Raw genomic sequence first — 14,341 nt, 5'->3', positions numbered from 1 at the left:
TACATAGCTTTTAATATAACTCGTCATATAAAATAAATAGGACCTTCTTATATGGCTTCGCACAGTGAATGGACGAAAGCAATATAAGCTGATCCTATTTCGTAAAAATGATTATTTAAATCCCATTAGTTCTTTTACTTTTAATGTATTTGGAGTAGATGTAAGCATTTCGAGTAAGTGAAAGGCGACATCGAACGCAGTGCCTGGATTTGAAGAGGTAATAATGTGTTCTGTGCGAACAATCCGTTCGTTGATAACTTCTACTCCATAGGATTGTAACTGACCTAATCGTTTACTTGTTGGGTGATTGTAAGTAGTTGACATCTTATTTTGTAAAATGCCACTATGTCCTAAAGCGAGCGATGCTACACAAATCGTCGCAATGGGCTTTTTATGTTCGTTAAAATGGCGGATAACTTGTTGAAATGCTTCACTAAAAGCATCATCATAAAAACCCGCTTCTTCAAAACCTCCAGGAATGGCGAGTGCATCAAAGTCCTCGAGTGTAATTTCATGCAATAATTTTTCGGGCGTAACTTGAAAATTCCATGTACATTGTAATTTGTTATGTAATCCTACTGTAACAACCTCTGTTGTGCCATCTCCCTCCCATTTGTTCCAGCCTAGCACATCTGTAAAGACACTTGCTTCTACCGCTTCAAAGCCATTTGCTAAAAGTAGTAAGATTTTTTTCATATGGTTGATGCCTCCTTTATTGCTTTAATTGTAATAAATGGAGTAACTGAATAACAGAAGTTATATAATGTAATCAAGTCTATTTTCCTTATAACGAAAGGAATTAATTAAAAAACAATTAATAAAAAAAGGTGGATTCTAATGGACAATATCGATACAGAAATTTTACGCCAATTACAATTAAACGCGAAAATCTCAATGAAGGAGCTAGCGACAATCGTTCATTTATCTTCACCAGCTGTTATCGAACGCGTTAAAAAACTAGAAGAACAGGGCAGTATTGAAGGCTATACAACGAAAGTAAATCTTAAGAAAATGGATCGCTCCATTCAAGCGATTGTCTTGTTTAAGTCCATTGACTGTAAAAGCCTGTCAGACTTTTGTAATGCCCATCCAGATGTTTTGGCATGTTACCGAGTAGCTGGTGAAATTAGTTATATTGTTAAACTCGCAACTTACTCTGTCGAAACATTAGAGCAGTTTATTGATGCTGCAATGCCTTATGGTACACCCTCTACAAATATTGTGTTATCTTCAACAGAAAAAACGATGGTTCTTCCTTTTTTTGATGAAAAATAATAATAATTCCCTAAAAAACAAACCTTTCGCTTCTGAGCACCGTTTATAGGGTACAGAAAGGGGCGCGAGACGTTGCAAGTAAAGGAACTAGAAGAAATAATGGAACAGCACACGGAACGACTTATTCGTCTTGCTTTTTATTATGTAAAGGACCTACAAGAAGCAGAGGATATTGTTCAGGATGTGTTTATTAAGTTCTATGACAATCGGCAAAAATATGAAGAACGTGGAGAATTAAAAGCTTATTTATCGAGGCTTGTCATGAACAAAAGTAAAGATTATTTACGTAGTTGGACTTATCGCAAAATTCAAGTGCAACAGAAAATTTTTGCCAAGCAGACAATCTCAAGAAGGGATATGCTCGTTCAGCAAGATGAACAAACGTTAATCGAAAATGCTATATTCTCACTACCATTAAAGCAACGAGAGGTACTAAGTTATTTTTACTTTGAAGACATGCCTGTTGCTGAAATTGCGAAGCTTTTAAGCATCCCTGACAGTACAGTGAAAACAAGGCTGCGCAGGGGACGTGAATTATTAAAGCCTAAGTTACAGCATATTGAATGGGAGGTGTTGCTGCATGAGTAAAGTGGATGTACGAGTAATAAGAGATTTAACAGAAAGTAAAAAACGTGTGATGACAAATGTAGTAAAGCAAATTGAACAACGTGCTATCCCGATGAAATCAAGACGCGGGCAGTATAGTATGTATACTGTAATCCTGACAATATGTATAGGGTTATTTATATACACACAAGTCAACAATGGGGACGAGTTATCAGCAAATGCTGTACCGATATTAGATGAAACATACTATGATATGATTTTCCAAGATGCAATTGAGGCAAATGAAAGCCAAGAATCTATTAATATGACTTTTCAATCATTATTCGAATTGGATGCTTATTATGTCTATGCAGAAAGTAAAAACATCAAATTTAGCGAAAAGGCAATTGCTAAGCACATGCAAGCGGAAAGAGAAAAATATGAAAAGTCATATAAAGAGAGTGCAGTATTTAAAGACGGTTTAACAAAACTCAATCTAACATTTGATGAATTTTTCGATAAATATCTGAAAGCAAATGCACTTAAATGGTTTGCCCAAGCAGAACTAATGAAGGAATATTATCAAAAATACGAAAATAGTTACCAAATGCAGGCTTACTTTGCAGTGAAAAAAGAAGCGATGGATTATTTCACTGCTAAATATGGTCAACAAATTGCTTATTTAGAGAACAAATATAACGTGTCTAAACCTAACATGTCTAAACAGTATAAATATGGTACAGTCGTTGCTATGGAGGAAGACCGATTTTTAGTTGTGACAGGGGCATTACAAGAGGAAATCGGGCATTTATCGAATGAAGAAATCATTACTAAACACACGAATGGAGTCTGGTTTCCACTTCAGGAAGTACAGGATAAAATTGCAATTGGACAAAGTGTAACTGTCACGTACAATTGGCAAGAACCATTAAATCAATATGATTTTGTTGCGGATTTGGAGAAGATTGAAATCTCAGACTAGCACCATTTGGAAACAGCTTATCATGATAAGCTGTTTTTTCTTATGGATTAAGGTACAATTAATGTTATTAATTGTATGTATTCTAAACATAAGGAGAAATTACTACATATGATATTATATGAAACATTATTTAGTGAAGCGGATTTAAAATGTGAACTTCAAGCATTCCTAAATGACAGTAATGCTTGGCAACAAGTAGATCAAAATAAACTTATACAGTCTATGCTAGTGCATATTGGCTCAGTTGATAGTGAGCTACGAGACGGACTAATCTATGGTTGCTTTTATACAATGATTGTAGAACAAGATTTACTACATCCTGCATTATTAAACGACACTTTACAATACTGTGTAACGGACTTACTAGATAAAGGCATTGGAGAGAGCGAATCCGATTCAGTTTTTACAAGAACCTTTACAATGTTACTAGTTGCACTAATATTAGCAAAAGATAATGAGTCGGATTTTATTGAAGCGAACAAGATAGAAGAATTAACACATAAGTTAATCGCGTATTTATTAGCTGAAAAAGATGTAAGGGGATATGTGCCGGATAAAGGCTGGGCGCATAGTGTAGCACATGCCTCGGACGTAATAGATGAATTAGTGAAAAGCCCTAAATTCAATACAGCTTCTTTTCTAGATATTTTGCGTCCTTTATGGCAAATGATGTTACAAACAAATTATGCTTTTATTCATTATGAAGATGAAAGGTTGTTAGTACCTATATTCACTATGCTAGAACAAGGTTTGCAGGAGCAAGAAATTATTACATTATTAAGCGAAACTACGGAAATGCTGTCTGCTCAAAAGGCACAGCTTGATGTCTGGCACTATCGAATATTACGCTTTAACTGGAAATCATTTTTAAAAAGTTTTTATATTCAAACTGCAAACAGTCCTCAATATGTGGCCCTTCATCAAAGCATCGCGGATTGTCTGAAAGTTGACAAGTAATTGCCAGTTTGTTAAGGTGAGTCACAATAAAAGCATACAAATTCGTTGATGAGAAAGAGTAGTGTTACATTTTGCTCTACAGAGAGCTGACATGTTGGTGGAAGTCGGTGTGCAAATGTTTCATGAAGATCCTCTCTGAAGATTAGCTAAATAAAGTAAGCTAATTCGGGTGTCTACCGTTAAAGTGAACACGTATGATTGTACGTTGCTAAGTGCTATTGAGCGGGTTTCAATAGAATTAGGGTGGTATTCACGGTTAACCTCGTCCCTTACTTGGGACGGGGTTTTTGTATGCCTTTTATACACGACTGTATAGGAGGAATTTACATGCAAGTTGACAACAACAAAGAGACAACTGTAGAAAGGGAAACAAGAATTCGTAAAATATGGGAGGGAGAACGAACGTTTCAAGCATCCATCAGTAATCGTTCTGCTAATAAGCCCTTTGTATTTTACGAAGGACCACCTACAGCAAATAACACATGTGTTAAAAGAGTCCATAGTGAAGGAGCATTATGTGTTAGCAAAAGAGAATGAATGTCGTGTCTTACTTGATACACATTTAACAGAAGACTTACTTCAGGAGGGTCAAATAAGAGAGTTAATACGTACCATTCAAGAAACCCGCAAAAAATGGCAGTTACCAGTTGTACAATATATCTCGCTTTCTATTTCTACGGATGCTGAAACAGTGAAAATCATCCAACAGTATACGGCATTATTAAAAGCTAATGTATGGTTAAATGACATTTTGTTCGGGGAAGTGTAATTTGGAGAACATGTGATTCAGGAGAAATTGTTTGATAGGGAAATGGGGATTACGTTTATTTTCTAATTATATATAGTTTAAGAAAAGTCAATTAAAGGATGCGCTAAAACCTTTCAATCGACTTTTCTTACTATTTATATTTAGACATAATTACAAATTAAACAATGTTTTAGTACTAAGATATTTTCTTTATTTAAGAAAGCTTATTGTTTTTTTAATGCCCACAACAGTAGAAAGTGCCCCTATTAGAAAGAAGATTAAACCTTTAGAAAAACCTAAGACTATAAATATTCCACCGATAAATAGATAGCTTGCCACAATAGGGTTTTTATAATTAATCTTTTCAAGATATCAGCTCCAGCAAACAATAAATTACTTTTAAAAATGTATATATTCTTTATTGTTAAATTATATTATATATCAATTTTGTTCACAAAATATTCAAAAAATAGACGCTTTTCATCTTGTAAAAGGCATTTTATACTAATTTGTAAAAATAATATTTATCTTCAAAGAGGGTGGGTAGAATGTCTTTAAAATTAATAAAAGTAGAAAATATAAGTAAGCTATTCAGAAAAGTGGTTCCCTAGTATAAGCGCTTTGATTGAACGACCTGCTTTTTTGATTAAGAACGCTAATTCTTTAATATTAGGTTCAAAAGAATATTTATTCACTATTTCTTTATTATTATTTTTTTAGACAATTTGATCAATAATTTCTACTTTAATACATGATAAAGGTGATTTTTATGGATAACTTAGGTAATACTTTTCGCAAGTTACGGTTACACAAAGGTTATAGTCTTAATAATACAGCAAAAGATATAATGTCTGTTTCTCATTTATCTAAATTTGAAAGAGATGAAACTGGCATAACTGTTTCTAAGTTATTATTGTTACTTAATCGAATTAATGTAAGTTTTGAAGAATTTATCTATATCAATAATGAATTTAAAGTAGAGCATTTTGAAGAATTAATTATAAACATGAAGGAATCTTATTTACGTGGAGATTTAAAGTTTTTGAATAAGTTAAGAAATGATGAAATTTTTAAATTTGAACTAACTAATGTATTGTCATATAAATTAAACAGCATCATGATCGAAGCAATTATTTCGGACCTTACTGCCAACAAAGTTAAACAAGAAAATTTAAAAATACTCGTTGATTATTTATGGCAAGTAGAGGTCTGGGGAGAATATGAAATAATTCTTTATGGAAATACGTTACATTTATTGGATATAGATGTTGTAATTTTGCTATCATCAGAAGTCATTAAAAAGAGTATATATTTCAAAAACATGTTAAGTTACAAGCGTAATTTATTTGATATCTATTTTAATACTATTAGAACATGTCTGGAGCATAATAAGTTGAAAGAAACCGAAGCATACTTATATGAATTAAAAAATCAAAATATACCTGAAACCTTTATTTTAGAAAAAACAATTCTAAATTTTTACTTTGGTATATTTAAAATGCATACAAAATATAAACAAGGTCTTGAACTTGCTCAAGAATCAATATATATATTGCATAAGGTTGAATCCTTGAATCATGCTCTAAATTATGAAGAATACTTACAAACATATATAAAAAGGCTTAAAAAAGAATAATAATATAATAGCCAGCTATCAATAAAAAAACAGATAGCTGGATTTTTTTAAGAATGCCTTTCTTCTAAGATTTCCTTTTTATTTCGTAAAGATGGTAAGTAGAAAATCGTTACTAAAGCAATTAATATTAAATAGGATGCAATAATAAAACCTGTATTAATTATGCCGATACGATCAATAAAGTATCCGAAAAGTAGATAACCTGGCAAGCTTACTCCAGTGTAAACGAAGTGGTATAAGCTGTATACTCGTGAAAGATATTTCTCTTCTACATTGCTTTGTAAATACGTATTTATAAAAATTAAAAATAAACCTTGTGCAAATCCACCGAAAAGTAATCCTATTAACAATACCGCCAATGGTAATTTCAATGAGAATAAAGCGATAATAATACCAAAGAATAGACTTGAAGCATAAAGCCCTATTTTAGGATTAATTCGTTTGTATAAGTAAGGCGATATGAAAGATCCTAAACCAATTCCAATCAAACTATATGTGGTAATTATATATAAATCTTCATGTGGTCGTTCCAATACTTCCACTAAATACGATATTAAATAAAGATCCACTGACGAACCAACTAACCATGCTGCACCAAATATTTGAAACAGCTTACTATATAATTTATTTATTTTAATATAAGCTAATCCAGCTTTTACGTCCTGTATAATAGTTTTTGGTTCGTTGGTTGATAAATTTTTGTGATATGGCTTTACTGCTAAAATCATAATCATCGAAATAATGTAAAATGAGCCAACGATAAGTAGCAAACTAGAATAACTCAATCCACTTTTAATCGACCACGCCCCCACGCTATAAGAACCTATTTTTGCAAAGAGCATTGTGATTTGGATATAACTATTTGCATTTGCTAAATATTCCTTCTTAACAATTTTGGGCAATAGAGAAGAATTGGCCGGGATGTAAAATATATTACACAAGACAATGGCAAAGACAAATATATAAATGGTAGCAGGTGTTAAATGAATTGTGTTAATTAATGCTAGACATCCAACTAAAACAAATCGTATTATGTCAGTAAAACTCATGACTTTTTGAAGGTATTTTCTTTCAATAATTGCCCCCGCTGGCAAAGAAAATATTATTGCTGGAAGTGTAGAAAAAATAAAGAAAATTGAAAGTCCGATAGCGCGAATACCAAAATTGCCTAACATAGATAATAGAATTATAAATAACATAGCATCTGCAAATACACTAAAAAAACGAGAGAAAAACAGTAAAACAAAATTATGATTTTTAAACATAGTAGTCCCCCTAGGCAAATGATTACTGGTTGGTCATCTTTACTTTGTAAACTACTCACCACTCAGTTAAACATAACAATTCTTAACGCTTGAAGTGGACGTTTCTTGGGGATAGAGCATACTTGCAAGTGTGTCTTTACTTGCAGTGGTGTCTATTATTTCCTAAGCTATTCCGTAGTTCCTATGGTATCTATTTCTAGCTAAGCAAATGGCTCTCATTCTTAGACCTCAGTCAGAATATAGATACTTGCTTCTATATCGCATGATATGCATGACAAATAGGACAAGTCCATTCTAGAATTTCGACGGTTTCTTGCTGTCTTTGTATCCACATGCTGAACAGATTTGACTAGCTGAATTAAGTTAAGATAATCTGCTGTTTAATAATCTAACTTGTATACATTTCCTGTAGTTATATCTAATCCTAAGCCATTATTACTTCGCCAATCAATCGATGGACTATTTGTCATTGAATTGTTTATTTCTATCCAACTATTCACAAAAAGATGATGTCTATACCAAAACCTCCATAATTCAGGATGATTGATTAGTGTGTTTCTAAAAATCGTGTAAATTTCATTTACAGATTGCTCAAAGTTCTCTTTTCTAAAGTATCTTAGATTCTCAGCTTTCAAACGAGGTTCTCCATCCGAATTTAAATCTGCCATTACAAGACACAGTGGCTTTTTAGTTAACAGCAGCAATCGGAAAATACCGCTTCTTAACCTTATTAATGATGTAATGTGTTGAACTTCAATTGGTTTTGAATCTTCACCAGCTCCTGTATTTCCATCCAAATATAATAGAAATGAGCCTCCTTGTTTAAGTAAGCGAAGCAACTTTAAGCCACTTATATTTTCCTCTGCTATTATGTAACTTATATTATTCTCTTGCTTAATTTCATTCCACTTTGTTAATTCTAATTCACTATCATAAGATTCTCTGTCTACTACAATATCCAATGAAAAATTGTTACCTTTATTCAAAGATTTTGTTAACTCAAGAGGCACATGACGGTAATGGCCAAAATGAAAAGTAGCAAAAATACCGCCTTTTTCAAAGCAAGAAATAATATTCTCCATACCTATTTTTTCCTTGAATCCCGAAAAAGCAAATGGCTCCTGTCTTAAGTAGTTTTGTACTTCATTATTAAAGCGATACTTTTCCCATACTTGTATTATTTTTAATTTATCATATTGTAATAAAGGTTGTAGTTCTTTTGATAAATTTACTAATGCTATAAAATTATCAAAATCAGAACCATATATCGATTCCTCACTTAATTTCAGCATACAATCATGTTGAATTTGATCTTCACTTTTTAACATGACTACTTTTCACCTCCATTTTTAGTTAATTCATCCAGTAAATATAATAAAATATGAAGAACCGAATCATATTGTTCAGGCTCACCACCTGATTGTCCTTCGACTATATCTACTGCTTTTATGGAAGGTACAATTTTAAAAATTTCCTGTATCATATTGATAACTTCTTGTAATTTTGGTCCTTCAATTTTTGGAAAATCTACTAAAGGGAAATCTCTAGGTTCTAATACATCAACATCGAATGAAACATACCCAATTATTTCATCGCCAGTATTTAATAATTCAGATACAATTGAATGAAGCTTATCTATATCAGTAAAATTGAGTTGAAAAAGTTTAGGATGATTATAATATTGCCCTAATGATCTAAGCCCTCTAACACCTATTTGAATGATTCCAGCAATCATTTCCTCTTGTAATAAAAAAAGAACAAAATTGCTATGACAAATCTCTTTATCCATTTTTAAAATATCCGATCCGCAGTCATGATGAGCATCAAATTGAATAATAAGCATTCTTTTCAATAATATCTTTGTTAGATTTTTTACAAGAGTATATGTGATTGAATGATCTCCACCTACTACACAAAATTTTGTTTTTTGAGGTTCTATGTAGTTCAATACTTGAAATATTTGGTGATTAGTTTCTTCTAAACTATCGTTGACTATTGATAAATCACCATGATCGACTAACAAACAATTTTTCATCAAATATTTATCTCTTAAATAATCATAAATACCTGAAGTTTGTTCATTATATTCATCTAAATATATTGGAAGTCGTAGGCTCGATTCCCTTAAAGCAGCAGCAAAATTTTTCACTTTTGAATTACTTTTATTAGAACCTTTATTAAAAGGGATTCCAAATAAATGAACATTCCCTAATTTTTTTAATGGGTAGGAAAAGAAGGCTTTATCCGTGGCGGTAAAGAAATTCCTTTCTTCTTTTTCTGTATTTTCTGTATGGCAAATTTCAGATTCCCAAAATAAGGAGTTGTTCTCGTTTGTTAAAAGAATTTTGGAATTACCATATCTTACTTTATATTTTTTATGAGTTATTTCCATATTCAACCCTCCTATATTTACTTATTTTTCTGAAAATTTTATATAGTATTAGCGCGGGTAATATCATAATAATTAATGTATTATTGAATGAACTATCGAATAGTAAAAATAAATATTGCCATGTGAGGTAGATTGATATAAGGATAGATAAAATAAATAGCAAATAAAAGAAAATAATAGAACCTTTTATATTTTTCAATAGTGGCAATAAATAATATCCGTCTAACGGTTTTAAAGGCAAAATATTAATTAAAATTGCCGGTATATGAATAACTGCAACTATTTTTATGAATAAGCTATAGTTTTGTAACAAAATCAGTATGGAAAGCGTTAGTTGCAATATGACCCCAGAGAGCGTTATAATGCAATTTTCAAAATTGCTTATTTTCCTTCCAAAACTGAAAGTAGTACAAGGGTTAACATTTTTAATATTTAGTATAATTCTTGTTTGCGTTGCTCCAAGAAGTTTTGCAGCAATAAAATGTCCAAATTCATGAACATATAGACTTAAATACGTATATAAATTAAAAACTATAAAGAATAAAAATAGATAAAATAATATCATTTTCCCCAACCTTCAAAGAAAATCATTTGTAATTTACTTTTCCTAATCAAAACTCAAACGTAAAGTAAAACACAAAGAGCGAATAATATTCGTTCTTTGTGTCTTAAAACTAGCATCGAATAACAGTAATTTTGTCACCGTTACGAACTTCTTCAAACTTTACTAATTCTTCTGAAGAAATAGGTTGTAAGTTGCTCATTTCTATACCCCTCCCTCTTATAATAATTTAAGTATATAGCGATAAGTCAGACTATTATAAAAAATATAATATTTTAAAAATGAGATAATTACATGAAAAGAGGGGGTAGCTTCCTCTAAATGTAGAAAAATAATAAATACTAAGCTCTTATTAAAGCTGTTGAAGATACTTAAATTTAATAAAATTAAGTAAAATAAAAGAAATATTTTTTCATATATTAGAATTCGCTAGATAAATAAGCCAGATAATTTTAAAAAAATTGAGATGATTTTCACAAAGCTTACACCACATATGTAGATTTCTAATTGTTAAAATAAACGTTTTAATTCAATATATAGATTCCGTCTTTGCGTTAGCTAATGATTTTTGTTATCACTCGCTACAGCTATTTTATTAATAATGTGAGCAAAAAGGGGCTATATAGAATAGCTATTACTTGGATTTATTTGTAAATAAATATATTGTAAATTAAAGATTTTGAAACATTACGCAAAACGTTGATCAATCAAAGAACTCTAAATTATGTACTAGATTAAAGTAATCCACTCAGTAAATAAATAGCAGTTGCCCAAATAAAGATTGCTGAACATTTATTGAAGAAATTCATCAGCTTGCCGGAGCCATCAAGCTTTTTGAAAGAAGCACCGGCCAATGTTAGACCGAAAAACCACAACCACGAAATGAGCACACATGCAACAGTAAAGAGTACTTGTGCTGTGCCATTATATTTTAATGCGCTGGTGCCAATCACACCAATTGTATCTAAAATAGCATGTGGATTTAATAAGGATACGGACAGCGCGAATAAAACTTGTTTTTTAACGGGCAACGTTTCGCTCTTTTGACTAGTTGTCGAATCCGAGTGCCAAATGCTATAGCCCATATATAAAAGGAATACAATTCCGACGCCCATTAAGACTAGCCGTAGCCATTCAAATTGCAAAACAATAACGGATAAACCAAAAACAGCAAGCAAAATTAATAAAGTATCGCATAGTGCCGCTGTCATAGCAGCTGGTAGGGCTAATATTAAACGTTGTTGCGTAGCACCCTGTGAAAAAACGAAGACGTTTTGTACACCTAAAGGTAAAATAAGTCCAAATGCTAAAATCATACCATGCAGAAATGCCTCCAATGACAATCCCTCCTTTCCATTCACATTCTACCTGTGCTATAACTAAAAGAAAACGACCAATTGGATGGTATTTTACCCACCCAATTTACGAGGTGAACATATGAACTGGCAACCAACTCGACAAGGAAATCGTACATTACAACAACAAATTGTAACATGGATTACAGAGCGCATTGAACGAGGGGATTGGGTTGCAGGAACAAAGTTACCAACGCAAAGGCAACTCGCAATGCAATTAGGTGTTAACCGCAGTACAGTACAGCAAGCACTAGAGGAATTAAAGGCAGCGGGCATACTAGAAACGACGATAGGCTCAGGGATTTATGTTGCTAACACTTCTTGGCACACATTAATTAAACACAGACAACCGAATTGGCAGACGTACATAGAAACAAGTCTCCACAAACCAAATTATCATACGATTCAATTAATCAACGAATATGAGCAACGGAATAGTATCATTCGCTTAGGAACAGGAGAATTAGCACCAAGCTTATTACCTACTAGAGAAATAGAAGCATCCTTAAAGGAAATCTCTTTACTACCGAAAGTGTTAGGTTATTCATCTCCGCAAGGTAACAAGCAACTGCGGGAAGCAATTTGCCAATATGTACAAAAAAGAGGCATACAGGCACAACCCGAAAATGTCTGCATTGTTTCGGGTGGACTACAAGCATTACAGCTTATTGCAGTTGGTTTGCTAGAGCAAGGTTCCATCGTATTTCAGGAACAAACATCTTATTTAAATTCTGTTCATCCATTTCAATCTGTCGGGATGCAAATGGTGGCGATTGACCGAGATGAAGGGCTTGCTCAAACATTAGCGCACAAGAAAAGAAAAAGGCAGGCTGTTTTTTATGCTGTTCCTACGCTAAATAATCCAACTGGAGGCGTATGGACATCATTAGAAAAAAAGCAACTCTACGAGGCTTGTAAACAATGCCGCATTCCCATTATTGAAGATGATGTCTATCATGAATTACTTTTCAATGAAGGATCCCCATCTATAAAATCACTAGATGATAGCGGACAAGTTTTATATATCGGCAGTGTTTCCAAAACACTTAGTCCTGGACTGCGCATTGGTTGGTTAATCGGGCCAACAACTGTGATCGAACGCTTAGCGGATATTAAAATGCAAACAGATTATGGATCAAGTGCTATCTCGCAAGAAATTGTTTTGCATTGGCTCCAATCAGGAAAGTACGAACGCCATATAGTTGGTTTACGACAAGCGCTTCAGCAGCGGGCAAACTTTGTTGAACAGTTATTACATGAAAAACTGAAGGTCATTGCGAGTTGGGAACGATCAAAAGGTGGATTTTATATATGGCTAAAATTTCACGCACCAATCGTGGATAAAGCATTTTTTATAAAGTTATTGCAGTACAATGTTCTGATTAACCCAGGCTATATTTATGATGCGCAAGATACACAGCATATTCGACTTTCATATGCGTATGCAACACGAGAACAGTTGCAATATGGGGTAGAGAAGTTGTGTCAAGTGGCAAAGTCGAGGATGAAAAAAGCCGACTGAAAATCGGTGAATATTTACATTAAGAAGGAACAAAAAGCGTTTTGCATAGTAGAATATCGATGCAAAACGCTTTTTAATATTTTCCACTAGTCAACTAAATTATCTGTTAACCATAAATACGCTAATATAGCTAGAATACCGGTGAACATAAAATATAATGTCGCTGGAATAGCTCTTTTTTGAGGACTATTGTATTTACGACTCAACAAATATTCAAAAGAAAATAAGTTTAACACCATTAGAATATAAAGGATGACAGTAGGGTAAATAGCATGCGTGATATGATACATGGTTAAACATGTAAAAATAAAAAAAGTGGAGAAATTAACGGAAATTTGGTGTTTTTTATAAAAAGAATTTAGTTTGGGCATGCCAGTGAACCTAAATAGTATGCCGCAGCAATCCCAGTCCCAACTGTCCAACCTACTGGACCTGAAATACCTAATAGTACACCTGCTCCTGTAGTAGCTGCGACATGAGCAAGACCTAAGCCACCTAACCATTTACTACATGATCTTTTTACGATACGTGGTGCAGTCTCGGTTCCATATTGAATAAGGTTTCTAGATTTAACTAGTAAATCCGTAGTTTCACCATTTCCGTTTTCATCAGCTAATTTAGTATTGATATCTGCTATCGCAGAACTTATTTCTTCAGCAGTAACGGTAGAATGAATGTTTTGTAATTTTTTCTCCATCTCTGCGATATTAGAAATTGTAAAAACACCAATACCATTTCTTCTTTCATAAGATACGTGATCTGCGATAATTTGAACTTCTTCTAGTTGTTGTTCAGAAAATATTGCATTGTCAGTAGCATCTTCAATCGTTTTATTTTCCACCGCTTTAGCATCACTAGGGTTCAATGGCACAATAACTAAATTTGAAATTAAAGACATTGAAACAATTGTTACAATCGACCTTTTTTTCGAAGTCATACTATCCCTCTTTTCCCTTTCATTAGTATATTTTCATGTGAAATAGTGGTGTTGGCTTTTTGACGCCTTTTAGGTAGAATAGCTGGAGTGATAAGGAAAGTGACGAGAAAATTAATAGCTAGTTACGAGGTAAAAGAATAGATGCCATATAGATTCCTCCTTAA

Annotated in this window: 14 protein-coding genes and 1 other annotated feature; of the genes, 8 read left to right on the top strand and 6 right to left on the bottom strand. The window is 32.7% G+C overall.

Annotated elements, in window-relative coordinates:
- Positions 1-111: 111 nt before the first annotated feature.
- Positions 112-696 carry a DJ-1/PfpI family protein gene (locus FC748_RS07155; protein ID WP_108030871.1) on the bottom strand — a complete coding sequence of 195 codons (585 nt, stop codon included), beginning with the start codon at positions 694-696 and terminating at the stop codon, positions 112-114.
- A gap of 141 nt (positions 697-837) precedes the next feature.
- On the opposite strand from FC748_RS07155, the gene FC748_RS07150 reads away from it, so the two are divergent.
- From FC748_RS07150 to FC748_RS07120, 7 genes are all read left to right on the top strand, one after another.
- Entirely contained in the window at positions 838-1,275 is a 438-nt protein-coding gene (locus FC748_RS07150) for an Lrp/AsnC family transcriptional regulator (protein WP_024361823.1), read from the top strand.
- A 72-nt stretch (positions 1,276-1,347) separates the two neighbouring features.
- Positions 1,348-1,863 carry a sigma-70 family RNA polymerase sigma factor gene (locus FC748_RS07145; protein WP_024361822.1) on the top strand — a complete coding sequence of 172 codons (516 nt, stop codon included), beginning with the start codon at positions 1,348-1,350 and terminating at the stop codon, positions 1,861-1,863.
- Entirely contained in the window at positions 1,856-2,803 is a 948-nt protein-coding gene (locus FC748_RS07140; RefSeq protein WP_024361821.1) for a DUF3221 domain-containing protein, read from the top strand. Before FC748_RS07145 ends, FC748_RS07140 begins: the two co-directional genes overlap by 8 nt.
- A 108-nt stretch (positions 2,804-2,911) precedes the next feature.
- On the top strand, positions 2,912-3,760 hold the full coding sequence (locus FC748_RS07135; RefSeq protein ID WP_108030870.1) for a DUF2785 domain-containing protein: 849 nt from the start codon (positions 2,912-2,914) through the stop codon (positions 3,758-3,760).
- Between the two features lie 36 nt (positions 3,761-3,796).
- Positions 3,797-4,033 (top strand) — a binding site (T-box leader).
- A gap of 54 nt (positions 4,034-4,087) precedes the next feature.
- Positions 4,088-4,297, top strand: a complete 210-nt coding sequence (locus FC748_RS07130; protein WP_108030869.1) for a hypothetical protein — start codon at positions 4,088-4,090, stop codon at positions 4,295-4,297.
- A complete protein-coding gene (locus FC748_RS07125; protein ID WP_108030868.1) occupies positions 4,278-4,529 on the top strand; it encodes a DUF5915 domain-containing protein in 252 nt (83 codons plus the stop codon). The genes FC748_RS07130 and FC748_RS07125 overlap by 20 nt, the downstream gene beginning before the upstream one ends.
- A 748-nt stretch (positions 4,530-5,277) precedes the next feature.
- Complete coding sequence (locus FC748_RS07120; protein WP_167492647.1) at positions 5,278-6,144, top strand: helix-turn-helix domain-containing protein; 867 nt, start codon at positions 5,278-5,280, stop codon at positions 6,142-6,144.
- 47 nt (positions 6,145-6,191) lie between these two features.
- Here the strand turns inward: FC748_RS07120 and FC748_RS07115 are convergent, their stop codons facing one another.
- From FC748_RS07115 to FC748_RS07100, 4 genes are all read right to left on the bottom strand, one after another.
- Positions 6,192-7,409: an MFS transporter gene (locus FC748_RS07115; protein ID WP_108030866.1), complete on the bottom strand. Its 1,218-nt coding sequence runs from the start codon at positions 7,407-7,409 to the stop codon at positions 6,192-6,194.
- 380 nt (positions 7,410-7,789) lie between these two features.
- A complete protein-coding gene (locus FC748_RS07110; RefSeq protein ID WP_025219444.1) occupies positions 7,790-8,737 on the bottom strand; it encodes a hypothetical protein in 948 nt (315 codons plus the stop codon).
- A gap of 2 nt (positions 8,738-8,739) precedes the next feature.
- On the bottom strand, positions 8,740-9,801 hold the full coding sequence (locus FC748_RS07105; RefSeq protein WP_108030865.1) for an arginase family protein: 1,062 nt from the start codon (positions 9,799-9,801) through the stop codon (positions 8,740-8,742).
- A gap of 1,296 nt (positions 9,802-11,097) precedes the next feature.
- Complete coding sequence (locus FC748_RS07100; RefSeq protein WP_108030864.1) at positions 11,098-11,700, bottom strand: LysE/ArgO family amino acid transporter; 603 nt, start codon at positions 11,698-11,700, stop codon at positions 11,098-11,100.
- A 100-nt stretch (positions 11,701-11,800) separates the two neighbouring features.
- Here FC748_RS07100 and FC748_RS07095 point away from each other — a divergent pair, with 100 nt between their 5' ends.
- Positions 11,801-13,240, top strand: coding sequence for an aminotransferase-like domain-containing protein (locus FC748_RS07095; protein WP_108030863.1), 1,440 nt, complete (start codon positions 11,801-11,803; stop codon positions 13,238-13,240).
- 358 nt (positions 13,241-13,598) lie between these two features.
- Here the strand turns inward: FC748_RS07095 and FC748_RS07090 are convergent, their stop codons facing one another.
- Positions 13,599-14,177 (bottom strand): hypothetical protein, encoded by a 579-nt coding sequence (locus tag FC748_RS07090; protein ID WP_108030862.1) that lies wholly within the window; start codon positions 14,175-14,177, stop codon positions 13,599-13,601.
- Positions 14,178-14,341 lie beyond the last annotated feature (164 nt).

Origin of the sequence: Lysinibacillus sphaericus (assembly GCF_005217585.1) — a bacterium.
Lineage (GTDB): Bacteria > Bacillota > Bacilli > Bacillales_A > Planococcaceae > Lysinibacillus > Lysinibacillus sphaericus.
This window is presented reverse-complemented; position numbering and strand designations above follow the sequence as displayed.

Coding starts and splice junctions, on each gene's coding strand:
- FC748_RS07090 (WP_108030862.1), bottom strand. CDS start 14,177: ATGACTTCGAAAAAAAGGTCGATTGTAACAATTGTTTCAATGTCTTTA.
- FC748_RS07120 (WP_167492647.1), top strand. CDS start 5,278: ATGGATAACTTAGGTAATACTTTTCGCAAGTTACGGTTACACAAAGGT.
- FC748_RS07095 (WP_108030863.1), top strand. CDS start 11,801: ATGAACTGGCAACCAACTCGACAAGGAAATCGTACATTACAACAACAA.
- FC748_RS07135 (WP_108030870.1), top strand. CDS start 2,912: ATGATATTATATGAAACATTATTTAGTGAAGCGGATTTAAAATGTGAA.
- FC748_RS07130 (WP_108030869.1), top strand. CDS start 4,088: ATGCAAGTTGACAACAACAAAGAGACAACTGTAGAAAGGGAAACAAGA.
- FC748_RS07110 (WP_025219444.1), bottom strand. CDS start 8,737: ATGTTAAAAAGTGAAGATCAAATTCAACATGATTGTATGCTGAAATTA.
- FC748_RS07105 (WP_108030865.1), bottom strand. CDS start 9,801: ATGGAAATAACTCATAAAAAATATAAAGTAAGATATGGTAATTCCAAA.
- FC748_RS07115 (WP_108030866.1), bottom strand. CDS start 7,409: ATGTTTAAAAATCATAATTTTGTTTTACTGTTTTTCTCTCGTTTTTTT.
- FC748_RS07155 (WP_108030871.1), bottom strand. CDS start 696: ATGAAAAAAATCTTACTACTTTTAGCAAATGGCTTTGAAGCGGTAGAA.
- FC748_RS07140 (WP_024361821.1), top strand. CDS start 1,856: ATGAGTAAAGTGGATGTACGAGTAATAAGAGATTTAACAGAAAGTAAA.
- FC748_RS07150 (WP_024361823.1), top strand. CDS start 838: ATGGACAATATCGATACAGAAATTTTACGCCAATTACAATTAAACGCG.